This is a genomic window from Kitasatospora sp. NPDC034533 (assembly GCF_055575155.1).
The window spans coordinates 1-23902 of record NZ_JBVITE010000064.1 but is presented as its reverse complement, the minus strand read 5'-3'; the positions used below and the strand labels follow the sequence as shown (position 1 = coordinate 23902).

Annotated in this window: 22 protein-coding genes and 1 pseudogene; 12 read left to right on the top strand and 11 right to left on the bottom strand. The window is 74.5% G+C overall.

The window, feature by feature from the left end; translation table 11 throughout:
* Positions 1 to 286: 286 nt before the first annotated feature.
* The gene (locus ACZ55U_RS31805) at positions 287 to 532 is read left to right on the top strand and encodes a hypothetical protein (protein ID WP_465531693.1); all 246 of its coding nucleotides are present in this window, start codon (positions 287 to 289) and stop codon (positions 530 to 532) included.
* Between the two features lie 516 nt (positions 533 to 1048).
* Here ACZ55U_RS31805 and ACZ55U_RS31800 read toward each other — a convergent pair.
* From ACZ55U_RS31800 to ACZ55U_RS31765, 8 genes are all read right to left on the bottom strand, one after another.
* Positions 1049 to 2314, bottom strand: coding sequence for a sugar ABC transporter permease (locus ACZ55U_RS31800; RefSeq protein WP_465531691.1), 1266 nt, complete (start codon positions 2312 to 2314; stop codon positions 1049 to 1051).
* The gene (locus ACZ55U_RS31795) at positions 2311 to 3105 is read right to left on the bottom strand and encodes an ATP-binding cassette domain-containing protein (protein WP_465531689.1); all 795 of its coding nucleotides are present in this window, start codon (positions 3103 to 3105) and stop codon (positions 2311 to 2313) included. Before ACZ55U_RS31795 ends, ACZ55U_RS31800 begins: the two co-directional genes overlap by 4 nt.
* Positions 3106 to 3130: 25 nt before the next feature.
* Positions 3131 to 4231, bottom strand: a complete 1101-nt coding sequence (locus ACZ55U_RS31790) for a sugar ABC transporter substrate-binding protein (protein ID WP_465531687.1) — start codon at positions 4229 to 4231, stop codon at positions 3131 to 3133.
* Between the two features lie 239 nt (positions 4232 to 4470).
* The gene (locus ACZ55U_RS31785) at positions 4471 to 4830 is read right to left on the bottom strand and encodes a hypothetical protein (RefSeq protein WP_465531685.1); all 360 of its coding nucleotides are present in this window, start codon (positions 4828 to 4830) and stop codon (positions 4471 to 4473) included.
* Positions 4831 to 5035: 205 nt separating this feature from the next.
* Positions 5036 to 6019 (bottom strand): DUF4331 family protein, encoded by a 984-nt coding sequence (locus ACZ55U_RS31780; protein ID WP_465531683.1) that lies wholly within the window; start codon positions 6017 to 6019, stop codon positions 5036 to 5038.
* Between the two features lie 125 nt (positions 6020 to 6144).
* Positions 6145 to 7380 (bottom strand): cytochrome P450 family protein, encoded by a 1236-nt coding sequence (locus tag ACZ55U_RS31775; RefSeq protein WP_465531681.1) that lies wholly within the window; start codon positions 7378 to 7380, stop codon positions 6145 to 6147.
* Between the two features lie 112 nt (positions 7381 to 7492).
* Positions 7493 to 8047: a GNAT family N-acetyltransferase gene (locus tag ACZ55U_RS31770; protein ID WP_465531679.1), complete on the bottom strand. Its 555-nt coding sequence runs from the start codon at positions 8045 to 8047 to the stop codon at positions 7493 to 7495.
* On the bottom strand, positions 8041 to 9471 hold the full coding sequence (locus tag ACZ55U_RS31765) for an ATP-grasp domain-containing protein (protein WP_465531677.1): 1431 nt from the start codon (positions 9469 to 9471) through the stop codon (positions 8041 to 8043). The genes ACZ55U_RS31770 and ACZ55U_RS31765 overlap by 7 nt, the downstream gene beginning before the upstream one ends.
* A gap of 163 nt (positions 9472 to 9634) precedes the next feature.
* On the opposite strand from ACZ55U_RS31765, the gene ACZ55U_RS31760 reads away from it, so the two are divergent.
* Positions 9635 to 10225, top strand: a complete 591-nt coding sequence (locus tag ACZ55U_RS31760) for a putative glycolipid-binding domain-containing protein (protein WP_465531675.1) — start codon at positions 9635 to 9637, stop codon at positions 10223 to 10225.
* Between the two features lie 192 nt (positions 10226 to 10417).
* Here ACZ55U_RS31760 and ACZ55U_RS31755 read toward each other — a convergent pair whose 3' ends face one another.
* A complete protein-coding gene (locus ACZ55U_RS31755; protein ID WP_465531673.1) occupies positions 10418 to 11020 on the bottom strand; it encodes a dihydrofolate reductase family protein in 603 nt (200 codons plus the stop codon).
* 268 nt (positions 11021 to 11288) lie between these two features.
* Between ACZ55U_RS31755 and ACZ55U_RS31750 the strand changes: the two genes are divergently transcribed.
* The 4 genes from ACZ55U_RS31750 to ACZ55U_RS31735 all read left to right on the top strand — a co-directional run bounded on the left by ACZ55U_RS31750 (position 11289) and on the right by ACZ55U_RS31735 (position 14767).
* Positions 11289 to 12395, top strand: a complete 1107-nt coding sequence (locus ACZ55U_RS31750; protein ID WP_465531671.1) for an RCC1 domain-containing protein — start codon at positions 11289 to 11291, stop codon at positions 12393 to 12395.
* A 59-nt stretch (positions 12396 to 12454) separates the two neighbouring features.
* Positions 12455 to 12955, top strand: a complete 501-nt coding sequence (locus ACZ55U_RS31745) for a peptidylprolyl isomerase (RefSeq protein WP_465531669.1) — start codon at positions 12455 to 12457, stop codon at positions 12953 to 12955.
* Between the two features lie 131 nt (positions 12956 to 13086).
* On the top strand, positions 13087 to 14031 hold the full coding sequence (locus ACZ55U_RS31740) for a DUF5996 family protein (RefSeq protein ID WP_465531667.1): 945 nt from the start codon (positions 13087 to 13089) through the stop codon (positions 14029 to 14031).
* 148 nt (positions 14032 to 14179) lie between these two features.
* Entirely contained in the window at positions 14180 to 14767 is a 588-nt protein-coding gene (locus ACZ55U_RS31735) for a TetR/AcrR family transcriptional regulator (RefSeq protein ID WP_465531665.1), read from the top strand.
* A gap of 64 nt (positions 14768 to 14831) precedes the next feature.
* Here ACZ55U_RS31735 and ACZ55U_RS31730 read toward each other — a convergent pair whose 3' ends face one another.
* Positions 14832 to 15632: an SDR family NAD(P)-dependent oxidoreductase gene (locus ACZ55U_RS31730; protein ID WP_465531663.1), complete on the bottom strand. Its 801-nt coding sequence runs from the start codon at positions 15630 to 15632 to the stop codon at positions 14832 to 14834.
* A gap of 377 nt (positions 15633 to 16009) precedes the next feature.
* On the opposite strand from ACZ55U_RS31730, the gene ACZ55U_RS31725 reads away from it, so the two are divergent.
* Both ACZ55U_RS31725 and ACZ55U_RS31720 read left to right on the top strand, forming a co-directional pair.
* Complete coding sequence (locus ACZ55U_RS31725) at positions 16010 to 16540, top strand: EF-hand domain-containing protein (RefSeq protein WP_465531661.1); 531 nt, start codon at positions 16010 to 16012, stop codon at positions 16538 to 16540.
* Positions 16541 to 16704: 164 nt separating this feature from the next.
* Positions 16705 to 17181 carry a carboxymuconolactone decarboxylase family protein gene (locus ACZ55U_RS31720; RefSeq protein ID WP_465531659.1) on the top strand — a complete coding sequence of 159 codons (477 nt, stop codon included), beginning with the start codon at positions 16705 to 16707 and terminating at the stop codon, positions 17179 to 17181.
* A gap of 89 nt (positions 17182 to 17270) precedes the next feature.
* Here ACZ55U_RS31720 and ACZ55U_RS31715 read toward each other — a convergent pair whose 3' ends face one another.
* Positions 17271 to 17864 (bottom strand): histone deacetylase, encoded by a 594-nt coding sequence (locus ACZ55U_RS31715; protein WP_465531657.1) that lies wholly within the window; start codon positions 17862 to 17864, stop codon positions 17271 to 17273.
* A 551-nt stretch (positions 17865 to 18415) separates the two neighbouring features.
* Between ACZ55U_RS31715 and ACZ55U_RS31710 the strand changes: the two genes are divergently transcribed.
* From ACZ55U_RS31710 to ACZ55U_RS31695, 4 genes and pseudogenes are all read left to right on the top strand, one after another.
* Entirely contained in the window at positions 18416 to 22402 is a 3987-nt protein-coding gene (locus ACZ55U_RS31710) for a Pls/PosA family non-ribosomal peptide synthetase (protein WP_465531653.1), read from the top strand.
* A gap of 89 nt (positions 22403 to 22491) precedes the next feature.
* The gene (locus ACZ55U_RS31705; protein ID WP_465531652.1) at positions 22492 to 22704 is read left to right on the top strand and encodes a DUF4287 domain-containing protein; all 213 of its coding nucleotides are present in this window, start codon (positions 22492 to 22494) and stop codon (positions 22702 to 22704) included.
* 37 nt (positions 22705 to 22741) lie between these two features.
* Positions 22742 to 22861 (top strand): annotated as a pseudogene (locus ACZ55U_RS31700) (transcriptional regulator); the annotation flags it as partial.
* Positions 22844 to 23509, top strand: a complete 666-nt coding sequence (locus ACZ55U_RS31695; RefSeq protein WP_465531651.1) for a DUF5753 domain-containing protein — start codon at positions 22844 to 22846, stop codon at positions 23507 to 23509. The pseudogene ACZ55U_RS31700 and the gene ACZ55U_RS31695, both read left to right, overlap by 18 nt.
* Positions 23510 to 23902 lie beyond the last annotated feature (393 nt).

The following is a 23902-nucleotide window of genomic DNA, read 5'->3' as shown; positions in this document are numbered from 1 at the left end:
CGCCACACCCTCTCGCGCGGCGCCACCCCCGCCGCCACCTACGCCCTCCTCGCCCGCCTCGGCCACCAGCCCCTGCCCTGCGCCCAGGCCGTGTGCGCCGCCCTCGGCATCCCCCCCGGACGAGGCCAGCCGCCGCCTGGACGACTGCTACGACGCCCTCCTCGCCGACCCCCGCCCCGACTCCGAGGCCGACACCGGCGAAGTCCTCGAAGCCCTCGGCGTCTTCGACGTCCCCAAACAGCTCACCCCCACCGAGCGCACCATCGTCGCCCACCTCCTGACCGCCATGGACGCCATGGGCGGCATCCGCCCCGGCCACCACCACGGCCTCCAACGCTGGTTCACCACCGGCAACCTCACCGCCGCCTACCTCTCCCTCACCGCCGCCCACCCCCTGCCCCGCACCGGCGACCCCGCCCTGTACTGGTCCACCCTCGTCACCGCCGGAGAACTCCTCACCACCGTCCTCCCGTCCGACCGCCGCATCACCTACGCCCTCACCCACTGCCGCACCCAGGCCACCCGCACCTGAATCCCGGGCCTGCGCAGGAAGTCGGACCCGCCGACTTCCTGCGCTGGTTGAGGCTACGGCCCCCGTACCTCGAAGGCCTGTGGTGTGTGGAGGCTGTTCTGGTCGTGCTGTTGGGGGCCGTGGTTCCAGGCCACCCGCGCCTGAAGCCCTGCGTGGGAAGTCGGACTTGCCGACTTCCTGTGCGTCGGGGCTGGTTGAGGCTACGGCCCCGTACCTCGAAGGCCTGTGGTGTGTGCAGGTAGTTGGGCCCGTTGGCTTCCCGGTCGTTCCAGTGGCGGGTCGGGGCTGGTGGTGCCGCTCTCGCCGTACTGTTTCGGAGCCGCGATTCCAGGCCGCGCGCATCCGAAGCCCAACGCGCGGGAAGTCGGACATGCCGACTTCCCGCGCGTTCCGGTTGGGGGAGTTGCCGCCGGCGCTGTCGCCGGGACATCGGACGCGGCATGGGCCGCTCCCGGCGGAGGGCGCCGCGCCGTCTGCCCGGAGAGCCCCCCGCCGCCGGGGCCCGAGGCCGGCGCGCTACCTGCCGCCCGCCCGGCGGCTGCGGCGGGTGACGGAGTCGAGGACGACCGCCGCCAGTAGCACCGCCCCGGTGATCATGTACTGGATGGCCTGGGCGGCGTGGACCATGTCCAGCCCCGTCGTGATCGACTGGATCACCAGGATGCCCAGCAGCGCCGACCACGTCTTGCCGCGCCCCCCGAACAGGCTCGTGCCGCCGATGACGGCCGCCGCGATCGCGCTCATCAGCACGTTGCCGCCGCCCAGTTGCTTGTCCGCCGACCCCTGCTGCGAGGCGTAGAACAGCCCGCCGAGGCCGGCCAGGAACGCGGCGAGCACGAACACCGAGATCCGCACCCGGGCGACGTTGACACCCGCGCGCCGGGCCGCCTCGACGCCGCCGCCCACCGCGAACACCTGCCGCCCGTAGCGGGTGCGGCGCAGCACGAAGTCCGTGAGCAGGACGGCGCCGAGCAGCACCACCAGGGACAGCGGCAGGCCGCGGTCCTGGTTGAGGGCGTAGGCGGTGGCCAGGGTGAGGACGGCCAGGGCGCCCGCGCGCAGCGCGCTGTCGGCGGCGGACGGGCAGGCGAGGCCGGCGGCGCGGCGGCGCCGGGCGGTGTACAGGCGGGCGGCCAGGTAGAGGGCGGGGGCGAGGACGGCCAGGCCCCAGGCGTAGGCGATGTCGCCGTCGCCGAGGAAGGTGGTGTCCAGGCTCGCGACGACGCCCTCGTGGCGGTTGTTGACGGTGCCGCCGCCACCGAGCACGTACTCCTGGAGGCCGCTCCAGGCGAGCATCCCGGCGAGCGTGACCACGAACGCGGGCACGCCGATACGGGCGAAGAACAGCCCGTGCAGCAGCCCCATGGCGCAGGCCGCGCCCAGGGCGGCGAGGATCGCCACCCACTCGCTCCAGCCCTGGCGCACCGTCAGTACGGCGGCGATCGCGGCGCTCGCGCCGGCCACCGAGCCGAGCGAGAGGTCGATCTCGCCGAGGATCAGCACGAAGACGACGCCGACCGCGATCAGGCCGGGCCCGGCGATGAAGCGGGTGATGTTGGTGAGGTTGTCGGCCTGGAGGAAGTGGTGGGTGACGGCCTGGAAGACGACGGCGATGACGACCAGGCCGACGACGACCGGCAGCGAGCCGAGTTCGCCGGAGGCCAGGCGCCGGCGCGCGGCCCGCGCGTGCCCGGCCCAGCCCCGCGCGGGCGGGTGCAGCCGCGGATCGGCGCCCGTGTCGGGGGCGGCGGCGGGGGAGGCGGGTGCTTCGGGGGTGCTCATACGGCCTCGGCCTCCTCGGCGTGGTCGGCGCGCCGGGCCCGGCGCCGGGCGTGGGCGTTGTCGGTGGCGCCGGTGATCGCGGCGACGATCTGCTCCTGGGTGGTGCCCGCCACCGGGAAGACGCCGTTGTTGCGGCCCAGGCGCAGCACCGCGACGGTGTCCGCGACGGCCCGCACGTCGGCCATGTTGTGGCTGACCAGGACCACCGCCAGCCCGCGTTCGCGCAGCCGTTCCACCAGGTCGAGGACCTGGGCGGTCTGCTCGACGCCCAGGGCGGCGGTGGGCTCGTCCAGGATGACCAGCGAGGGCTCGCCGACCAGGGCGCGGGCGATGGCGACCACCTGCCGCTGGCCGCCGGACAGCGCGGCGACGGGGGTGCGCACGTCGGGGATGCGGATGGCGAGGGTGTCCAGCAGGCGGCGGGCGTGCTGCTCCATGGCGACCTCGTCGAGCAGCCCGCGGCGGCGCTTCTCGCGGCCGAGGAAGAGGTTGGCGATGACGTCGAGGTTGTCGCACAGGGCGAGGTCCTGGTAGACGGTCGCGATGCCGAGGGCGGTGGCGTCCTGGGGGCGGCCCAGGCGGACGGCCCGGCCCTGCCAGGTCAGGGTGCCCTCGTCCACGGGGTGGACGCCGGCGATGGTCTTGACGAGGGTGGACTTGCCGGCGCCGTTGTCGCCGACGAGGGCGAGGACCTCGCCGGCGTGGACGGTGAGGTCGACGTCGGTGAGGGCCTGGACGGCGCCGAAGCGCTTGGAGACCGCGCGCAGTTGCAGGACGGGTGCGCCTGTCACGTGAACGACCACCTTGGGGGAGGGGTTACTTGAGGCCGGCGGCGGCGCACGCGGCGGCGTAGTCGGCGGTGCAGATGTCGGAGGCCTTGTAGAGGCCGTCGGCCAGGACGGTGGCAGCGATGTCGTTCTTGGTGACGATCTTGGCGTCCAGCAGCTTGGCCGGGATGTTCCTGGCGGTGTCGCTGTCGACGCTGGCGGTGGCGACGGCCTTGACGTCCTTGCCCTGGAGCAGGGCGACGGCCAGTTCGGCGGCGGTCTCGGCGAGCGGGCGGTAGGCCTTGTAGATGGTGTACGCCTGGTCGCCGTTGACGATCCGCTGGACGGCGTCGAGCCCGGCGTCCTGGCCGCCGACGGGCACGTTGATGCCGGCGCCCTTGAGCTGGGTGATGATGGCGGCGGCCATGCCGTCGTTGGCGGAGTAGACGGCCTGGAAGCCGTTCTTGCCGAACTCGGTGACGGCGGCGGAGATCTTCTGCCCGGCGACGGTGGGGTCCCACTGCCCGGACTGCTCGTAGACGACCTTCTTGATCCTGCCGTCGAGGACCTTGTGCGCGCCGGCCTTGAACTGCGCGGCGTTCGGGTCGGCCTCGTCGCCGTCGATCATGACGATGTTCGCCTCGGCGGCCCGCGGGCCCAGCGCGTCCAGCAGGGCCTGGCCCTGGAGTTCGCCGACCTTCTCGTTGTCGAAGGAGGTGTAGGCGGCGACCGGGCCGGCGGCCAGGCGGTCGTAGGCGAGGACCTTGACGCCCTTGGCGGCGGCCTGCTGGACCCAGTCCTGGGTGGACTTGGCGTCGTACGGGTCGAGGATGATCACCTTGACGCCCTGGGTGAGCAGGGTGTCGAACTGCTGCTTCTGCTTGGCGGCGCTGCCCTCGGCGTTGTTGTACAGCACCTTGCAGGACGCGCACAGGGACTTGACCTTGGCCTCGATGAACGGCCGGTCGAAGGACTCGTAGCGCACGGAGGAGGCGTTCTCGGGCAGCAGCAGGCCGATGGCGTTGGGATCGCCCGCGGCGGAGGAGGAATCGCCCTTGGCGCCGGCGGCCTTGCCGCAGGCGGCGGTCATGGACAGGGTCAGCGCGAGGCCCACGGCGGAGACGAGGGCGCGACGCAGTACGGCGTTCATCGGATACCTCTCCCTGGGGTCGCCGCGGCGTCGCGGCGGGGTGGGGGGAGTCAACCTTGGGCGCGTACATGCCGTCAATAAGTAAAACCGGACTGCCGTGAATCCATCTCCACTCGTTATCTTCGTGAACACGCCTCGGCCATCTGCGGACAACCCCGGGCCGGGCCGAGCGCACGACGGCGGGGGCGCCCGCCGGTCCCCCGTGCGGCGGGCGCCCCCTGCTCAAGCCTGACGCAGTGTCAGGGACGGTCGAGAGTGATCGAGTTGATCGGGCCCAGGTCGTAGTAGACGCCCCGCTGCGCCGCGATGTCGTAGACGCAGTCGGTGCCGTTCGAGCCCCGGCACAGGTGGGCGTGCGCGCCGCCGGTCTGGTTGTTGAGCACCCAGTGGTTGCCGTACTGGTTGCTCAGCTTGTGCGCGCCGTAGCTCCAGTAGACGTCGCTGGGCGAGGCGGCCGGGTCCTGGTTCTGCGGGTACACGCAGACCGCGCCGGACGGGCAGCCCGCCCAGCTGTCGGCGGAGGCGCTGCCGGCCCCCGTCGTGGCCAGGGCGGCGGCGGCCAGGGCCAGGGCGGCGACGGCGTGGGTGATCCTGCGCATGGTGGTTCTCCCTCGGCTGGTACGGGACCGGACGACCGCTCGCCGTCCGGTGCCCGTCAGCCTAGGAATCCCGCGCCCGCGGCGGTCCCTGACATCCGACAGGGGCGCGCCCGCCGCCCCGCGAGCCGGGCCCGCCGCCCCCGGCCCCACCGCCCTCGCCCCGGCCCCGCGAGCCGGGCCCTGCCCGCCCGAACGGGCCCGCGGGTCAGTGCGGGTGCCCCAGGTACGGGAAGTCGGGCAGCAGGTCGGTGTGCGGGGCGATGTGGTCGCTGGAGACGGCCCCGTCGGTGAGCATCGTCAGCCGCGCCGAGGTGACGTCGTCGGTCAGCGAACGCCCGTTGGGGTAGCGCGCCGGACGGGTGCGGTCGTAGCGCAGGACGTCCGGCAGGACGAGCCGCAGCTGCGCCTGCGCCGCCTCGGCGGTGTACTTGCCGAAGTGCTGGAGCTTGGCCGTCCACGGCTCCCGGTAGTTCTCCCAGTCGTCCACCGGATCGCCCGCGTTGTAGGCGTCCTTCGCGTCCTCCTCGTTGAAGTACGCCGTCAGCGACGGGTGCGCACCCCGGTCCACCGACACCAGCCGGCCGTCCTTGAGCACGCTCACCCGCGCCCACACCCCGATCTGTGGCGCCGGCCCGAACTCCGCGTCCGGCCCCTCCAGCACGATCCCGAACACGTTCTTGTCCGCCCCCCAGTCCACCCCCGTCCACTGGAAGTCCTTCACGATCCCGTCCAGGTCCGCGAAGAACGGATCGCTGCGCAGCCCCGCGCTCACCCGCAGCGCCCCCGCCTCCACCACCGCGGGCTCGGCCGTGAAGCTCACCGCCGCGTCCGACACCAGCACCTCGCCGGTGGCCGCCAGCCCCCGCGCCCCCTCGCCGGTGGCGCGCCGCACCGTCATGGTCTGCGGCCCGTCCGCCGGATCGGAGAACGTGAAGCTGTAGGCGATGTCCGCCCGGTTGTCCCCGTCGGTGTCGATGTCGATCCGGTACACCGCCTGCGGGTGGAAGGCCTGACCGCCGCTCGGCGCGACCGGGTTCACGTTCATGATCACGACCGTGCGGCCCGGCTGCGGCGAGGCGAAGGCGAACAGGTCGGTCAGGTCCAGGCGCGCGTCACCCTCGGGTGAGCGCAGGTTCGGTCCGCTGAGGTGGTGCGACATGACGGTCTCCCGCTTCGAGTGCTTCCGCATGGCCCCCGGCCCTTGCTAGCACGCGCGCCCGCCCCCGGGCCCGCCCGGTTGCGCCGTCCGGGGCGGTCCCGGCGACGGCCCCGGGCCGGGCGACGGCCCGGGGCCGGGCGGTCCTCGGGCGGGGTTCAGGCGGCCCCCGGCGCCCGCCCGTCGAGCAGCACCGGCAGCGTCCGGTGCCCGTTGGAGATCAGCGAGTCGACCGGCAGCAGCCGGGCGTCCGGCGCCAGGGCCAGGTCGGGAAAGCGCGCGAACAGCTGGCTCAGCGCGGTGCGCCCCTCCAGTCGGGCCAGCGGCGCGCCGAGGCAGAAGTGCACGCCGTGCCCGAAGGCGAGGTGGTCCTTGACGGGCCGGGTGACGTCGAAGTCGGCGCCGCTGTCGCCGTAGCGCGCCGGGTGGCGCCCGGCGGCCGCGTAGGCGGGCAGGATCGCCTCGCCGCGGCGCACCGTCACCCCGCCGGGCAGCTCGATGTCCTCCACCGCGAAGCGCATCGGCAGGTGCGCCACCGGGGCGTTGCGGCGCAGTGCCTCCTCGACCACGTCCTCCCAGCCGGCCTCGCCCGCGCGCACCAGGGCGAGTTGGCCGGGGTGGGTGAGCAGGTCGGTGATGCCGTTGTCGATCAGGTTCACGGTGGTCTCGTAGCCGGCCGAGACGATCAGGAGCACGGTGTCGCGCAGTTCCTCCTCGCTCAGCGCCGAGGGGCCGTCGTCGCTCTCGGTGTCGCGGGCGGCGATCAGCGCCGAGGTCAGGTCCTCGCCCGGTTCGCGGCGCTTGGCGGCGATCAGCTCCTCCAGCAGGGCCAGGAACGCGCTCGCGGTGGCCGCCGACTCCTCGGGGGTCAGGACGGTGGAGAAGACCTTGTCGACCATCCCCCGGAAGGTGCCGGTGAGGTCGTGGGGCAGGCCCAGCAGCCGGGAGATGACCTGGATCGGCAGCGGGTAGGCCAGGCGTTCGCGCAGGTCCACCACCTCGCCGGGGGCGCCGGCGGCCAGGTCGTCCAGCAGGGCGTCGGTCAGCTCCTCGACGCCGGCGGCCAGGGTGGCGACGTGGCGGGCGGTGAAGGCGCCGCCCACCAGCCGGCGCAGCCGCCGGTGGTCGGCGCCGTGGGCGTTGAACATGTTGCGCGCGCTCACCCACAGCGCCAGGGGCCAGGTCCGCACCGCCTGGTCGAAGCCGGGCCAGTGCCGCTGGCCGTCCTTGGAGACGCGGGGGTCCTTGAGCAGGTCCTCCAGCAGGCGCGGGTCGGACACCGACCAGGCGTGCACGCCCAGGATGTCGACGGGCGTGGCCGGCCCCCGCGCGGCCAGCTCGGCGCTCTCGGCGTCGCGGGCGCGGCCGGTCGGGTCCAGTACGAGACGCTCCACGAGGGTTCCTCCACTCGTCGCGGCGACGGTGCGCGGCCGCACGCCGCGCGCCGGGACACGAGGATGCGCCGGGCGGCGGGCCGCGTCGAGAGGGCCTGCGCCGTTCGGGCCCTCAGACCCGCACCCGGCCCGCCTCGCGCACCCGGGGCGGGGCCGCCGCCGCGGTGGCGCGCTCGAACAGCGCGCCGCTGCGGCTGCCGGGCGCCGTGCGCACCCAACGCCAGCCCCGCGCACGGTAGTAGGCGTGCAGCGCCGTGTTGTCGCTCCACACGTTCACCCGCAGCACCCGGGCACCCGAGCGGGCGGCCCGCCAGGCGGCCCAGTCCCCGAGGCGGGTGCCGATGCCCCGCCCGGCGTACCGGCGGTCCACCGTGAACGAGCTCAAGTAGCGTGCCGGGCAGGCCAGTTCCTCCGCGCTCCACAGCCGCGGGCTGCCGGTGGGGCGCAGCGTCACGGTGGCGACGGCCTCGCCGTCCGGCTCCAGCGCCGCCACCACGGTCGCGCCGCGGGCGATCAGCGCGAGCCCCCGCTCGGCGTCGTACGGGGACGACCACTGGGCCGAACCGTGCTCCAGGGCGATCCAGGCGGCGGCCTCCGCGCGCAGCGCGGCCAGCCGGGGCAGGTCGCCGGGGCGCGCCGCGCGCACGTACAGCGGAGCGTTCAGCACGGCAGGGCGGGTTCGAGGGCCTCCAGGGTGAAGCCCGCGCGCAGCGCCTGGACCAGGCGCCGCCCGCCCTCGGTGAGCGCGGTGCCGTCGGGGGTGGTCAGCGAGTGCCGGGCGACGATCCGCGCCAGTGGCACACCCGGGCGCAACACCATGCCGGGGGAGGGCAGTTGGAGGAGAACGCAGTCGTCGGGGCCGCACTCCAGCAGGCCGAACCCGGCCCCGCAGCGCCGCAGCCGCCCGTCCTTGAGCCGGTGCAGGCCGCCGCCGGGCGCACCCGCCACCCGCACCGCGGGGCCGCTGTGCCGCACCACCAGCTGTACCGCGCCCGCCGCGTCCGTACGCCCCTCGCCGCCGGTGACGTGCCCGTACAGCTCCAGCATGTGGCGCAGCGCGGACGGCAGCGCGCCCTCGGCCCACTCCAGCTCGCCCAGCAGCCAGGTCGAGCCCTGCATGCGGCAGTTGAGCTCCAGCAGCACCGGCCGCTCGCCGTCCAGGACGAAGTCCGCGCCGAACAGCCCGCGGTAGCCGAGCGCGGCCAGCGCCTCGCCGACGCGCCGCGCCATGTCCCCGGCCCGGGTCAGGGCGAGCGGCGCCAGCAGGGCCGGAGCCGCGAAGTCGCAGCCGGAGTAGGCGCCGAAGGACGCGCCGACGCCCTCGACACGGGTCAGCTGGACGGAGGGGCGCAGCAGCCGCACGGTGCCGTCCGCGGACACCAGCACGTGCAGGTTGACCGCCGGGCCCTCGACGTAGCCGCTCACCAGCCAGGGGCCGCCGCCGGCCCGGCGGATCGGGTGCAGGCCGGCCTCGTCGGCGACCAGGTGGGTGCCCTTGCCGCCGGAGCCCAGCGGCGCCTGCACCACGTAGCGCCCGCCGAAGCGCCGGCGCAGCTCCCGGTGGTCGAGCGCCGGCACCACCACGTCGGGCGGGGTCACCGCCCCCGCCGAGCGCAGCCACGCGCGCTGGACGCGCTTGTCGCCCAGCACCGGCATCGCCGGCATCGGCGGCGGCTCCACCAGGTGGGCGCCCAGCGCCCGCAGGGCCGTACGCCACTCGGCCTTCATCGCCGTGTAGGGCAGCAGCGCCAGCTCCCGGCCCCGCCAGCCGGCGCCTGCGCCGCCGTCGGTGGCGGCGAGGCGGCGCAGCACCTCGTGGACGCCCGCCCCCAGCGCGGTGCCGTCACGCACCAGGGAGTACGGCTCCAGCGCGTGGAACCGCGCCCCGGAAACGCCCGCCCCGGAACCCACCGCCACGGAACCCCCCGGTCCGAACTCGCCCGCCCAGCCCGCGTCCGCGCCCTCCACGCTCAGCACCTCGGCCAGGCAGCCGCTGCGCAGCAGGGGCAGCGCGAACAGGGGACGGGGGCAGCAGGACAACCCGGGCACGGCCCGCAACCGGGCCACCGCTTCGTCACAGGATGTGATCACCCACGCGATTATGGAGAGCCCCGACCGAGCCCCGCCGCCACCGCACCCCCCACCCCGCCCCGCACGTGCCACGCCCCGCCCCCACCCTCACCCGAACGGAGGAGCGCCCCGCGTTGACGGCCCGCCCGCGCCCGCTGCCGGACGCCGGGACTACCGTGCACGAATGACCAACCGCACCGCCCACGCCGCCCGCACCCCCGCACCCACCTGGCAGGTCACCGAGACCGCCGGCCTGGAGACCGCCTGGATCGACCTGAACCCCACCACCCTCACCGCCCACGGCCGCGCGGCCGCCGCCCGGCCCGCCCCCTACTGGCTCGACTACCACCTCGACACCGGCGACGGCTTCACCACCCGCCGCATGCACGTCACCGCCCGCACCCCCGAGGCCACCCGCACCCTCGACCTGCGCCGCGACGAGACCACCGGCCGCTGGAGCGCCGACGGCACCGAGCGACCCGACCTCGACGGCGCCCTCGACTGCGACCTCGGCCTGTCCCCGCTCACCAACACCCCGCCCGTGCTGCGCCTCGCCCTGCACCGGGAGCCGGGCGAGCACCACTTCCTGATGGCGTGGATCCGGGTGCCCGACCTGGTCGTCGTCCCCGCCCGCCAGACCTACACCCACCTGCGCCGCCACGAGGACGGCAGCTCGGCCGTCCGCTACGCCTGCGGCGACTACCGGGCCGACCTGCTGCTGGACGCCGACGGCCTGGTCGCCGACTGCCCGGGCCTGGCCCACCGCCTGGCCTGACGCGGGCCTGCGGGCGCGGCTCCGGCCCCGCCCGCGCCGTCGGGCCGCCCGGTGGCGCGCCGGCACAGCTGCCGGCGGGGCACGAACAGCGCCGGGGCCAGCAGGGGCGGCCGACCGTGCGCCCCGACCGCGCCCGGCCTTCGGCGCGCACCCGAGCGCCGAAGAGAAAGCCCCGACGGCGCCGCCCCTCCGCTACCCCCGTGACCAGCGGCTTTCCACCACCCCGCATCCGTACGCCGACACCCCGTCGAAGCGGAACCCGTGCTCCACCAGCCACGGCCCGAACACCCGGTGGCCCGCGCCCGCGAAGCCCGGGTTGACGAACAGCCGCAGCTCCTCGGCCAGGTCCTCGCGCAGGAGCGCGGACACCAGCCCCGCGCCCCCGAAGCACAGCAGGCGCCCGCCCGCGGCCGCCTTCGCCCGCGCCACCGTCTCCGTCAGCCGCCCGGTCAGCACCTCGGTGCGCGGCCAGTCCCGCCGTGGCCGGCCGGTGCGCGAGAGCGCGAACTTCGGCAGCGCCCCGATCCTGCGGGCGAAGTCCCAGTCCCCGTCGCCGGGGTGCAGGGCGGCCATCCGCTCCCAGTGCCCCAGGTACCCCTCGTCGGCCATCGGCCGGCTCAGCAGGATGCCCGAGGCCCCGGCCAGCAGCGCGTTGAACGAGGCCCGCAGGTCCGCACTCCACGGCCAGTGGGGCCCCCAGTCCCACAACTGCCAGCCCGCACCCGGCACTTCGCCGCCCACGAAGCCGTCCGCCGACACCTGCATCGCCACGACCAGCCTGCCCGTACCGCCCATGTCGTACCTCCTCGCGGGCAGGCTAGGCGAGGGGTGTGACAACCGGGCCCGCGAACCGGCCGCCCGCGCCGCCCGGCAACGGGCCCGAGGACCGGGCCGGTTGGCCCCGGGCCGGGGGCGCCATCACCCGATCGGGTGGCGGGCCGCGCCGTTTCCCGTGCCGGTGGCGGGCGCCTCGTTAGCGTCGGGCCATGATCGTGCAGTCGTCAACTGGGCTGACGGACCGGCGATTTGGCTTATTGTCGTACGAGTAAAGAGGCATCGACGCATGGCAGACAAGCGCCTGAAGTCCTGGGGCAACAACCGCTCCGGCCAGCTCGGGGACGGCACCCGGGCCGACCTGCGCACCACGGCCACCATCGTCCTCGGACTCACCGGCACCGAGGTGGTCAAGATCGCCGCCGGCGGCGCCGGAGCGAGCCTCGGCCACGGACTGGCCCTGCTGACCGACGGCACCGTGCACTCCTGGGGCGTCAACGGCTCGGGCCAGCTCGGCCACGGCTCGGTGTTCGGCCACAACGCCCCCGGCCGGGTGGCCGGCCTCCCCGACGCCACCGACATCGCCGCCGGCGGCGCCCACAGCCTCGCCCTGCTCGCCGACGGCACCGTGATGGCCTGGGGCCAGAACACCCACGGCCAGCTCGGCGACGGCAGCAGCACCGACAGCAACGTCCCGGTACGCGTCGAAGGCCTCCACAAGATCGTCGCCATCGCCGCCGGCCTCCACCACAGCCTCGCCCTGCGCGAGGACGGCACCGTCTGGGCCTGGGGGAACGGCCTCAACGGCCAGCTCGGAGACGGCACTTCGGCCAGCCGCGGCATCCCCGCCAAGGTCACCGGCCTGACCGGGATCACCCGGATCGCCGCCGGCGCCAACCACAGCCTCGCCCTGGTGGGCGAGCCGGGCACCGCCAACACCGTCAAGGCCTGGGGCTACAACGCCACCGGCCAGCTCGGCGACAACACCACCATCAACCGCTTCACCCCCGTCACCACCCAGGGCTCCTGGAGCGGCGGCATCGTCCAGATCGCCGCCGGCGCCAACCACAGCCTCGCCGTCACCGACGGCGACCACCGCCTCAAGGCCTGGGGCCAGAACACCTCCGGCCAACTCGGCGACGGCACCACCGTCTTCCGCGTCACCCCCGTCACCGTCCCCGGCCTGACCGGCGTCCGGCTGGTGGCCGCCGGCCGCGAGCACACCATGGCCCTGTCCGGCAACAGCGCCGTGCACTCCTGGGGCCACAACGGCTCCGGCCAGCTCGGCGACGGCACCACCACCGACAGCACCACCCCGGTGGCCACCCCCACCACCCTCACCGGCATCGACAAGCTCGCCGCCCCCGTCGGCGGCGACTTCAGCCTGGCCAACTGACGCGGCCCGAGCCCCCCGCAGCCCCGCAGCCGCCCCGAAACCCACCCCCCGAGGTAGCCATGCCGACAGTCAAGCTGACCACCAACCACGGCGACATCGTCCTGCGCCTCGACGCGCAGCACGCCCCCGCCACCGTCGAGAACTTCCTCCAGTACGTCCGCGACGGCTTCTACGACGGGACGCTCTTCCACCGGGTCATCAACACCTTCATGATCCAGGGCGGCGGACTGGAACCGGGCCTGAGGAAGAAGGAGACCCGCGAGCCCGTCCCCAACGAAGCCGACAACGGCCTGAAGAACACCGAGTACACCGTGGCCATGGCCCGCACCATGGAACCCCACTCCGCCACCGCCCAGTTCTTCATCAACGTCGCCGACAACGACTTCCTCGACCACACCGCCAAGTCCGCCCAGGGCTGGGGCTACACCGTCTTCGGCGAGGTCACCGAGGGCCGCGACGTCGTCGACGCGATCAAGGCCGTCCCCACCGCCACCAGGTCCGGCCACCAGGACGTCCCCGAACAGGACGTGATCATCGAGAAGGCCGAGATCGTCGAATAGCCCGGCGGACGCACAGGAAGTCGGCCCGCCCGACTTCCTGTGCGCCCCCGGTCTCCCGCGCGCCCCGGTCTCCCGTGCGCCCCCGGTTTCCCAGGGATGCGCGAGCGCCCCCACGGGCCTAGCGTGGCCCCATGGAGCTGTTCCCCCCGGTCCCGCTGTCCCAGTGGCGGGACTCCAAGGAGACGTTGCACCGCTTCGCCCAGGTCGTCGGCAAGATCCGCCTGGCGCACAGCGCCCGGCGCAACCACTGGTGGAACGTCCCCTACCACCTCACCGGGCGCGGCATCACCACCCGCCCGATGGCCACGGCCGACGGCGGCGGCACCTTCTGCATCGACTTCGACTTCGTCGACCACCGCCTGGTGGTCTGCTCCTCGGACGGCCGCAGGGTCTCCTTCCCGCTCACCGGGCAGTCCGTGGCCTCGTTCTACCGCCAGACCCACGACGCCCTGGCCACCATCGGCGTCCCCATGGACATCCCCCACCCCCACCCCTTCGACCTGCCCGACGCCGGCCGCCCGTTCGCCGACGACACCGAACACGCCGCCTACGACCCCTTCTGGGTCAACCGCTACTGGCAGGTCCTCGGCCAAGTCGCCCTGGTGCTGGAGGAGTTCGCCGCCCGCTTCTGCGGCAAGACCAGCCCGGTCCACCACTTCTGGCACACCTTCGACATCGCCGTCACCCGCTTCTCCGGCCGCGAGATCGACCAGCCGGAGACCGTCGACCCGGTGACCCGCGAGGCCTACTCCCGCGAAGTCGTCAGCTCCGGCTTCTGGTTCGGCGACGACGCCGTCCCCAGACCCACCTTCTACTCCTACGCCGCCCCCGAACCCGCGGGCCTGGCCGACAGCCCGCTGCGCCCCGGCACCGCGAGCTGGGCCGAACGCCACGGCAGCCACCTGGCCGTCCTGGACTACGACGACGTCCGCGGCCGCGAGGACCCGCGGGCCACCGTCCTGGACTTCTACGAGTCCGTCTACCAGCCCGCGGCCCGCCTGGCCGGCTGGGACGTCGGCGGCGAGGCCTCGCCCGGCGGCGTCACCGACCCGGTGGCCGCCAAGGCCGGCGCCTGACGGCACACGGGCGCCGGCCACGCCCCACGCCCGCCCCGCGCCACCGGGCCCGCACCGCCCGCCCGGTACCGCCCGCCCCGCACCGCCCGCCCGGTACCGGCCGCCCGCCCCGCAACCGGCCCACCGCCCGCCCCGTATGCTCCTGGCCATGAGCACCCCACCCCCCGCCCGCAAGCGCGACGGCGCCGCGACGCGCGAGGCGATCCTCGCCGCCGCCGTCGTGGAGTTCACCGAGCACGGATACGCCGGGGCCGGGGTCCGGCAGATCGCCGAGCGCGCGGGCGTGACGGCGATGATGATCAACCGCTACTTCGGCTCCAAGGAAGGCCTGTTCACCCAAGCCGTCGACCGCGCCTTCGCCCCGCCGACCGTCGTCGGCGACCACCCCGAGGACCTCGCCCGCACCCTCGCGCGCACCCTCGCCGAACGCACCGCCCGCGGCGCCGAGCGGCTCGACCCGTTCCTCCTCCTGCTGCGCTCGGCACCGGACGCCCAGGCCGCGGACACCGTCCGCCGGGGCGTGGAAGCCCACGTGGGCACCCGGCTCGCCGGGCTGCTCGACGGACCGGACGCCGACCTGCGCGCCCAGCTCGCCCTCGCCCTGGTCGCCGGCACCTGGCTGCTGCGCAGCGTCGTCGCCACCACCGCGCTCGCCACGGCGGACGAAGGACGCCTCGCCGACCTGCTCGCCGACATGCTGGAACCGGTCGTCGGGCCCGACCGCGCCGACGGGTGACTCCGGCCGCTCACCGGGTGGTTGACCTCTCGCGGCCCGGCCCGGGGCGCAAGCCGCCGCCCGCTCAGAACGCGGAGCGGATGAGCCCGCCGTCGACGCGGATGGTGGCCCCGCTGACGTACTGGGCGTGGCTGCTGCACAGGTACGCGACGGCCGCGGCGATCTCCCCGGGTTCGCCGAAGCGTTCCTGGTCGTTGGGGACCAGGGCCCGGACGGCGTGCGGCTGGATCTCCTCCCAGGTCTCGCCCCAGCCGTTGGCGGGCCCGAGGCCGGTGATGAGGTCCCGGGTGGCGTCGACGAGGATCGCCCCGGGGGAGACGATGTTGGAGGTGACGCCGGTGCCCTTGAGCTCGCGGGCCAGGGAGACGGCGAGGTTGTGCCGGGCGGCCAGGGTGGCACTGTACTGGGGGAGGGTGCCGGTCGGCTGGGATGCCAGTCCGCCGCCGATGGTGACGACCCGTCCCCAGCCGCGTTCGCGCATGGCGGGCACCAGGTGCCGGATCATCCGCACGCCCGAGACGACGTTGACGTCGTAGGTCTCGCGCCACTCGTCGGGGGTGGCGTCGGCCCAGGACAGGTGCCGGTAGAAGCCGGCGTTGTTGACGAGGATGTCCACGGGCCCGTCCGCCGTGGCGGCGCGGGCGACGCCGGCGGCGCCGTCGTCCCCGGCGAGGTCGCCCACGACCGCGTGCGCCGTCCCGCCGGCCTCGCGGATCTCCCGCGCGACCTTCTCGGTGCGGTCCTTGTTCCGGCCGTGGACCACCACCGCCGCGCCTTCGGCCGCCAGCAGCTTCACGGTGGCCTCGCCGAGCCCCGCGCTGGAGCCCGTGACGAGCGCGCGCTTGCCGGTCAGGTTGAGGTTCATCGGTGTTCTCCCTCCCATGGGCCCGCCGGTGGAGCGGGTCCGCCCCAGAAGTATACAGCTGTAGACTTCTGGGGTGGGGCGGCGGGCCGGTGACTGCGGTCGGTCGGTCGGCGTCCAGCTCGCCGACGCGGACGGCGGTGGCGAAGGCCTGCCAGGCGGGGAGGGTGCTTGCGGCCGGGAGGCCGGTGGGCACGTTCGACGTGGGCGAGGCACCGAGGCCCTCGCCGGCCGCACCCTGTCCGTCCCCGTCCACGGGCGGCGCGCCGGGTGACCTGACGGTTCGCGGCCGGAAATCGTCTGTCCCCGGCGGCCATGGACTAGGTTCCTCGGGGGATCGCGCACGCCGACACCGTGGGGACGGAGGGACGATGACGGCCATGGCCGGGTACAAGCAGAGGGTCCTGGAGCTGTTCGACACCATCGACAGCGACCTCGACGGCGCGATCACCTGGGAGGACTTCCAGCGCGTCATCGACCGCCAGCGCGGCTGCGAGCCGCGCCGGCAGCTGGTCGAGGACCACTTCGGCGCCCTGTGGGCGGCGCTGAAGGACGCCGGTCTCGACCGTGGGGGCCGGGTGCTGCGGCACGAACTGCTCGCGGACGTCGACAGGAGGGTGATCGGCACCGCCCCCGGCACCGCCCCCGGGCACGTCGCCCGGTTCGCCTGCGCGGCCTACGCGTTGATGGACGCCGACCGGACCGGCCGGGTCGGCAAGGCGCAGTTCCGGCAGTACCTGGCGGCCCGGAGCATCACCGACCCCGCCGCCGTCGAGGAGTTCGCCCAACTCGACCGCTCCGGTACCGGGTTCCTCACCGGGGACGACCTGCGCACGGCGGGCCACCGCTTCTTCGCCGACCCGGCGCCCGGCGTCCCCAAGAAGTGGCTGACCGCCCTCTTCTCCGCCTGACCGCGCCGCACCGGCGACAACACCGCACCGGCACGACGCCTGCGCCGCGCCCGGCCGGCGGTGTGGCGCGGATCACGGCGCGGGTGGCGGCCGGGGTGTCACAAAGCGGCGGCTCCTCCTGTCTCAAGGGGCAGCAACGGAAAACCGACCGAGGAGCACCCGCCATGGAACCCCGTCTCAGCCCCTTCACCAGCCCGCTCCTGGGCAAGGTCGTCAAGCACCTCGTCGCGGCCAACCGGCCCGTCGCCGAGTCCACCCTGCCGCTCGCCGTCCAGGAGCTGGTGCGGCTGCGCGCCAGCCAGATCAACGGCTGCGGCGCCTGCGTCGACATGCACTTCAAGGAGGCCGTCCACGCCGGGGAGGACCCGGTGCGCCTGAACATGGTCGCGGTCTGGCGCGAGGCCACCGTGTTCACCGAGGCCGAGCGCGCCGCGCTGGAGCTCGCCGAGGAGGGCACCCGGATCGCGGACGCCGCCGGCGGGGTGAGCGACGAGGTGTGGGCGAACGCCGCCAAGCACTACGACGAGGAGCAGCTCGCGGCGCTGGTGGCCGCGATCGCGATGATCAACGCCTTCAACCGGTTCAACGTGATGGTGCGCCAGCCCGCCGGCGGCTACGAGGTCGGCATGCACGGCATCTGACCGTCCGGGGCCGTCGACGCCCTTGGTCCGGCCGGCGGAGTGCCGGGCGGGCCAAGGGCGTTCACGGTGCTCCCGGGGCCCCTCGCCGTTCAGCCCAGCAGCGCCGCCACCGTGCCCGGCGTCCAGTGCCCGGCCGCGCCCGGGCGGGTGGCGAGGTAGCCGGAGGCGCGCCAGGGCCCCCAGCCGTGGGACTCGGCCAGGCCCGCGGCCAGATGGCACAGGTAGGCCGCGGTGGGAGCGGCCGGCTCGGCGCCGGCCACGCCCCACGGGGCGGTGAAGGTCAGCAGCGGGTGGCCGTCCCGCTCGCCGACGTGCAGCAGCGTCTCGTAGCGCCCCGGGCCCAGTTCGGCGCGCCCGTCGGCGAGCACCCGGGTGAGGTCGAGGTCGGTGCCGGGGGAGCGGAGCATCTCCTGGGCCGCGATGTCACTGAACTGTCCGAGCGTCAGAAGATAAGCGCGGCAGGCGACTTCACCCGGTACGGCCGGGTCGTAGAAGGCCGATCCGCCGCCCCAGGTCAGCGAGCGCCCGGCGAAGTACAGCGTGCCCGGCAGCACACCCGCCACGGCGCGGCGCGGCGGGCGCCCGTCACGGCAGCCCGGGCACGCGCGCGCCGCGCCCACCGGACGCCCGCCGCGCAGGTAACGGGCGAGCCGGGAGGCGTGCAGGTTCGAGCCGTACGCCACGTACCAGACGAGCGCGCCCCCGTCGCGCGGGCCGCCGCTGTCAGCGGGATCACAGCCCGTGGCATCCTTGCCCAGCCCGCTCACAGGAAGGGCCGTGGCGGCGGGGTGCGGAAGGCTCCCACGGGAAGCGCGCGGAAGGCTCCCGCGGGAAGGGCGCGAAAGGCTCCCACAGGAAGATGGGAAAACCGTGAACACGCTGATGATCCGACCGGAATCCCCCGATCCGGCAGCGGTCGCCTCGGTTCCCGTCCTGCCGCGGACGCCATGGTGTCCATCGCTCTTCCTCCGCCCGTTGCCGCCGCTGCGGCATTCGGCGATTACTCTTCACCAGCGGAAACGACCGAAAACCAGCGAAATGCCATTCGATTCGTACCGTTGTCGCCCCTTTGCGGCTTCGGTGATGAGAATTTCCTTTGATCGCACCCCCGCTGCATCCAGCTGACTCCCAGCAGAGTCATGGTGAGTGGGCGCTCCCCAGCCGGTGACGACCCCGTCACCCGGCGTCGCACCCGTACGCGCCCCCAGGACCCCCGGAGCCAAGGAACCCCTCCATGGACGCACGCCACGACACGGCCGGCCCAGGCACGCTGCACCACCCCCAGCCGCTCCCCGCGGCCGGGCGGCCGGTGGCCCGGCCGCCCCACCCGCGCAGCCTGATCGACATCATCGCCGCCACCGCCGACGCCCACCCCCACGCCCCCGCGCTCGACACCGGCGACACCGTCCTCGACTACCGCGCCCTGCTCCACGAGGTCGACACCCTCGCCGGACAGCTGGCCGGCCACGGCATCGGCCGCGGCGACCGGGTCGGGGTGCGCATCCCCTCCGGCACCGCCGACCTCTACATCGCCATCCTCGCCGTCCTGCGCTGCGGCGCCGCCTACGTCCCCGTCGACGCCGACGACCCCGACGAACGCGCCGAGACGATCTGGCAGGACGCCGCCGTCTGCGCCGTCCTCGGCGCCGGCCGCACCCTGCACCCCACCACCACCCACCCCTGCGGCTCCCCGGCCTGGCCCACCCCGGCCGACGACGCCTGGATCATCTTCACCTCCGGCACCACCGGCCGCCCCAAGGGCGTCGCCGTCACCCACCGCTCCGCCGCCGCCTTCGTCGACGCCGAAGCCCGCATCTTCCTCACCTCCCGCCCGCTCGGCCCCGGCGACCGCGTCCTGGCCGGCCTCTCGGTGGCCTTCGACGCCTCCTGCGAGGAGATGTGGCTCGCCTGGCGACACGGCGCCTGCCTCGTCCCCGCCCCCCGCGCCCTCGTCAAGGCCGGCACCGACCTCGGCCCCTGGCTCGTGAACCGGCGCATCACCGCCGTCTCCACCGTCCCCACCCTGCTCGCCCTGTGGCCCAAGGAGTGCCTGGACGCCGTACGCCTGATCATCGTCGGCGGCGAGGCCTGCCCCGCCGAACTCGTCGAACGCCTCGCCGTCGAGGGCCGCGAGTTCTGGAACACCTACGGCCCCACCGAGACCACCGTCGTCGCCACCGCCGCCCGCCTGCTCCCCGGCGAACCCGTCCGCATCGGCACCCCCCTCGACGGCTGGGAGATCGCCGTCGTCGACCAGGCCGGCCACCCCGTCCCCTGGCACGCCACCGGCGAACTGCTCATCACCGGCGTCGGCACCGCCCGCTACCTCGACCCCGCCAAGGACGCCGAGAAGTTCAGCCCCCACCCCGCCCTCGCCTCACCCCGCGTCTACCGCAGCGGCGACCTCGTGCGCAACGACCCCGAAGGCCTCGTCTTCCTCGGCCGCGCCGACGACCAGGTCAAACTCGGCGGCCGCCGCATCGAACTCGGCGAGATCGACGCCGCCCTCCAGTCCCTGCCCGATGTGCGCGCCGCCGCCGCGGCCGTCCGCAGGACCCCCGCCGGCGCCGACCTCCTCGTCGGCTACCTCGTCGCCCACCCCGCCACCACCCCCGACCTCACCACCGCCCGGCGGTACCTGCTGGAGCGCCTGCCCGCCCCGCTGGTGCCCGTCCTCGCCCTCGTCGACTCCCTGCCCACCCGCACCTCCGGCAAGGTCGACCGCGCCGCCCTGCCCTGGCCCCTGACCACCACCGGAGCCGCCCCTCCCACCCAGGCCCTAGACGGCACCGCCGCCCGGCTCGCCGCCCACTGGGAGCGCCTGCTCGGCACCGCCCCCGGCCCGCACGACGACTTCTTCGCCCTCGGCGGCTCCAGCCTCACCGCCGCCCGCCTCGTCTCCGAACTGCGCACCCGCCACACCGGCGTCTCCGTCGCCGACCTGTACGCCCACCCCGTCCTCGCCGACCTCGCCGCCCACCTCGACCGCACCGACCCGGCCCCCACCCCCGGCACCGCCACCACCGCCGGCACCCCGGCCGCCGCCGAGCGCCCCCGCACCGTACGCCGCACCCCCCGCAGCGCCGGCCTGTGGCAGACCCTCCTGCTCCTGGGCATGTTCTCCCTCGCCGGACTGCGCTGGATCCTCCTGCTGATCGCCCTCGACAACCTCACCGGCAGCCACCTCGCCTGGGCCCCCCACAGCTCCTGGTGGCCCGTCGGCACCGGACTCCTCCTCCTCTACAGCGCCCCCGGCCGCACCCTGCTCGCCGCCGCCGGCGCCCGCCTGCTCACCGCCGGCATCCGCCCCGGCAGCCACCCCCGCGGCGGCCACGTCCACCTGCGCCTGTGGGCCGCCGAACGCTACACCGCCCTGTTCGGCACCACCGCCCTCGCCGGCACCCCCTGGGCCACCCGCTACGCCCGCGCCCTCGGCTGCCGCGTCGGCCCCGGCGTCCACCTCCACACCCTGCCCCCCGTCACCGGCCTCGCCCGCATCGGCGCCCACGCCTGCGTCGAACCCGAAGCCGACCTCGCCGGCTGGTGGCTCGACGGCGACACCCTCCACCTCGGCCGCATCGACATCGGCGACGGCGCCCGCATCGGCCACCGCGCCACCCTGATGCCCGGCGCCCGCGTCGGCGCCCGCGCCGAGATCGCCCCCGGCTCCTGCGTCACCGCCACCACCCCCGTCCCACCCGGCGAACACTGGACCGGCTCCCCGGCCCGCCCCACCACCGAAACCCCCGCCGACTGGCCCACCACCCCCGCCCCCGCCACCCGCGGCTGGAACCTCGCCTACGGCCTCGGCTTCGCCGTCTTCGGCCTCATCCCGATCCTCGCCGCCCTGCCCGCCCTGACCATCGTCTACCCGATGATCGACGCCGACACCACCCTGGCCGGCGCCCTCCTCCAACTCCTGCCCGCCACCGTCCCCCTGGCCGCCCTCACCCTCGCCTGCTACGCCACCCTCATAGCGCTCCTGGTCCGCCTCCTGTCCCGCCCGCTGCGCCCCGGCTTCCACCCCGCCACCGGCCGCACCGCCTTCTGCGCCTGGGCCGTCAGCCGCCTCAGCGACACCGCCCGGCGCACCCTCTTCCCCTTCTACGCCAGCCTGTTCACCCCGGTGTGGCTGCGCCTGCTCGGCGCCCGGATCGGACGGCGCGTCGAAGCCTCCACCGTGCTCGCCCTGCCCGGCCTGATGCGGGTCGACGACGGCGCCTTCCTCGCCGACGACACCCTCGTCGCCCCCTACGAACTGCGCGGCGGCTGGCTGCACCTGGGCCCCGCCCACGTCGGCCGCCGCTCCTTCGTCGGCAACTCCGGCATCGTCGGCCCCGGCCGCCACCTGCCGGCGGGCTCCCTCGTCGGCGTCCTGTCCGACACCCCCGCCCACGCCCCCGAAGGCTCCTCCTGGCTCGGGCGCCCCGCCTTCGCGCTGCCCCGCGTCGCCGACACCGGCACCGAGACCCGCACCTACGACCCGCCCCGGCGCCTGATGTGGGCGCGCGCCGGCGTCGAACTGTGCCGGCTGCTGCCGATCGTCCTGGCCGCCCTGCTCGGCGACCTCGTCCTCGCGACCCTGCAGGAACTGCGCGACGACTACGGGCTGGGCGCGGCCCTCGGCGCCGCCGGCCTCGTCCTGATCGGCGCCGCCGTCACGGCCTGCGCCGTCACCACCGCCGCCAAGTGGCTGCTCGTCGGACGCTTCCGGGTGGCCGAACACCCGCTCTGGTCCTCCTTCGTGTGGCGCAACGAGCTCTACGACACCTTCGTCGAGGAACTCGCCATGCCCTTCGGCGGCCACACCATCACCGGCACCCCGTACCTCAACGCCTGGCTGCGCAGCCTCGGCGCCCGCATCGGACGCGGCGTGTGGTGCGAGACCCACTGGCTGCCCGAGACCGACCTGGTCACCGTCGGGGCGGGCGCCAGCGTCAACCGCGGCACCGTGCTCCAGACGCACCTCTTCCACGACCGCGTCATGCGGCTGGGCCCCGTCCACCTCGCGGCCGGCGCCACCACCGGCCCGCACTCCATCGTCCTGCTCAACTCCACGCTCGGGGCGGACACCACCGTCGGGCCCGCCTCCCTGGTCATGCGCGGCGAGAACGTCCCCGGCGCCACCCGCTGGCTCGGCAACCCGGTCGTCGCCTGGGACGCCGACCCCACCCCGCCCACCGGCCGGCGCCGCCGCGGCCGGGCCACCGCCGGGGTGTGACGCGGATCACCCCGCGGGGGCGATGAGTTCGCGGTGCGGTCACGGTCTACCCCCGTGACCGCACCGCTTCGCTTCGGAAGGAACCACTCATGACCACCCCCGCCGTGAAGGGCCCCGCCTCCTACTTCCCGTCGATCGAGAAGAAGTACGGCCGCCCGATCGAGGAGTGGAAGGACCTCATCCGCGCCTGCCCGCTCACCAAGCACATGGAACTCGTCGCCTGGCTCAAGGCCGACCACGGCCTCGGCCACGGCCACGCCAACGCCCTCGTCGCCCACACCCTCGCCGAGAAGACCGCCTGAGCCCGCCGGCGGTCGCCGCGACGGCCGACGGCGCGCCCGCAGGGGAGGGGCCTGCGGTGCGCAGCGCTGCGGGTGGCATCCTTCCAAGTCCTCTCGGATCGAGAACGCACGCACCACGCCCTCCAGCGCCGATATACGGATGTGGTGCGAGGTGTGCGGCGTGCCGGAGCGAGCACCTGACCTTGTCGCCGCCACCCGGTCGGTCGAATCGATGTACACCGAGTGGAAGCGGCTCCACGGCACCGGCTTGCGTCGCACTCAGGAGGAGGCGGTCCCGCTCTACGAGCGGACGCGCCTCATGCGGGTCTACTGTTCCACAGTGGTGCCCGGTCTGCTCCAAACCTCCTCCTACGCAACCGGATTGATGGAGGCGATCACTGAGTTCCGGGGCATCCCGAACGACGTACCAGAAGCCGCGGCGGCCCGCATGGCGCGGTCTCACGTGCTCCACGAGGGCAACCACCGGTTCGCCCTGCTGGTCGAACAGGGCGTGCTGCACCACCAGATGGCCGACTCGGAAGGCATGGCAGGCCAACTCGGTCACCTGCTGACCGTGATCGCCCTGCCGAACGTATCGCTCGGGGTGGTGCCGCACACCGGCCGCCGAAAGCTGTGGCTCATGGAGACGTTCTCGATCTTCGACGACGCTCGCGTACAGGTGGAACTGTTGTCCGCGCGCGTGGTCATCACGACGCCCGGCGAGATCGCCACCTACGCACGGGCGTTTCAAGAGCTGTCCCGGATGGCTGTCTACGGCGCCCAAGCGCGGGCGCTCATTACGTCCGCGATAGCCGCTCTCGGGTGACCCTGTGCAATATCGTGCAAGGTCGTGGAGGCCAACTGCGCTGCGATCGTAGCGTGTTGCTCACCGGTTCAGGCCAGTGCCCGAGGAGCGGCCCGCTTGGAGGCGAAACATCAGCACCCGTGAACCGTTCCTGGCGCTATGGCGAAACGGTTGGGCGAGCCGTCCTCCCGGGCCCGCCCGAAGTGCGTTGCCGGGCGCGTGGTGGCCGATCCTGCCGAGCGGCGGCGGTGTGGCGATCATGTCCGCTGAAGCGGAAGGCGCGCATCAAGGAGGCCTCGCTCCCGCTCGTGCGTTGAAGCCGACCGCGGGGGGGGGGGGGGGGGGGGGGGGGGGGGGGGGGGGGGGGGGGGGGGGGGGGGGGGGGGGGGGGGGGGGGGGGGGGGGGGGGGGGGG

Coding starts and splice junctions, on each gene's coding strand:
- ACZ55U_RS31735 (WP_465531665.1), top strand. CDS start 14,180: ATGAGCACCCCACCCCCCGCCCGCAAGCGCGACGGCGCCGCGACGCGC.
- ACZ55U_RS31705 (WP_465531652.1), top strand. CDS start 22,492: ATGACCACCCCCGCCGTGAAGGGCCCCGCCTCCTACTTCCCGTCGATC.
- ACZ55U_RS31695 (WP_465531651.1), top strand. CDS start 22,844: ATGTGGTGCGAGGTGTGCGGCGTGCCGGAGCGAGCACCTGACCTTGTC.
- ACZ55U_RS31740 (WP_465531667.1), top strand. CDS start 13,087: ATGGAGCTGTTCCCCCCGGTCCCGCTGTCCCAGTGGCGGGACTCCAAG.
- ACZ55U_RS31745 (WP_465531669.1), top strand. CDS start 12,455: ATGCCGACAGTCAAGCTGACCACCAACCACGGCGACATCGTCCTGCGC.
- ACZ55U_RS31755 (WP_465531673.1), bottom strand. CDS start 11,020: ATGGGCGGTACGGGCAGGCTGGTCGTGGCGATGCAGGTGTCGGCGGAC.
- ACZ55U_RS31800 (WP_465531691.1), bottom strand. CDS start 2,314: ATGAGCACCCCCGAAGCACCCGCCTCCCCCGCCGCCGCCCCCGACACG.
- ACZ55U_RS31780 (WP_465531683.1), bottom strand. CDS start 6,019: ATGCGGAAGCACTCGAAGCGGGAGACCGTCATGTCGCACCACCTCAGC.
- ACZ55U_RS31730 (WP_465531663.1), bottom strand. CDS start 15,632: ATGAACCTCAACCTGACCGGCAAGCGCGCGCTCGTCACGGGCTCCAGC.
- ACZ55U_RS31790 (WP_465531687.1), bottom strand. CDS start 4,231: ATGAACGCCGTACTGCGTCGCGCCCTCGTCTCCGCCGTGGGCCTCGCG.
- ACZ55U_RS31805 (WP_465531693.1), top strand. CDS start 287: ATGGACGCCATGGGCGGCATCCGCCCCGGCCACCACCACGGCCTCCAA.
- ACZ55U_RS31750 (WP_465531671.1), top strand. CDS start 11,289: ATGGCAGACAAGCGCCTGAAGTCCTGGGGCAACAACCGCTCCGGCCAG.
- ACZ55U_RS31785 (WP_465531685.1), bottom strand. CDS start 4,830: ATGCGCAGGATCACCCACGCCGTCGCCGCCCTGGCCCTGGCCGCCGCC.
- ACZ55U_RS31725 (WP_465531661.1), top strand. CDS start 16,010: ATGGCCGGGTACAAGCAGAGGGTCCTGGAGCTGTTCGACACCATCGAC.
- ACZ55U_RS31760 (WP_465531675.1), top strand. CDS start 9,635: ATGACCAACCGCACCGCCCACGCCGCCCGCACCCCCGCACCCACCTGG.
- ACZ55U_RS31720 (WP_465531659.1), top strand. CDS start 16,705: ATGGAACCCCGTCTCAGCCCCTTCACCAGCCCGCTCCTGGGCAAGGTC.
- ACZ55U_RS31710 (WP_465531653.1), top strand. CDS start 18,416: ATGGACGCACGCCACGACACGGCCGGCCCAGGCACGCTGCACCACCCC.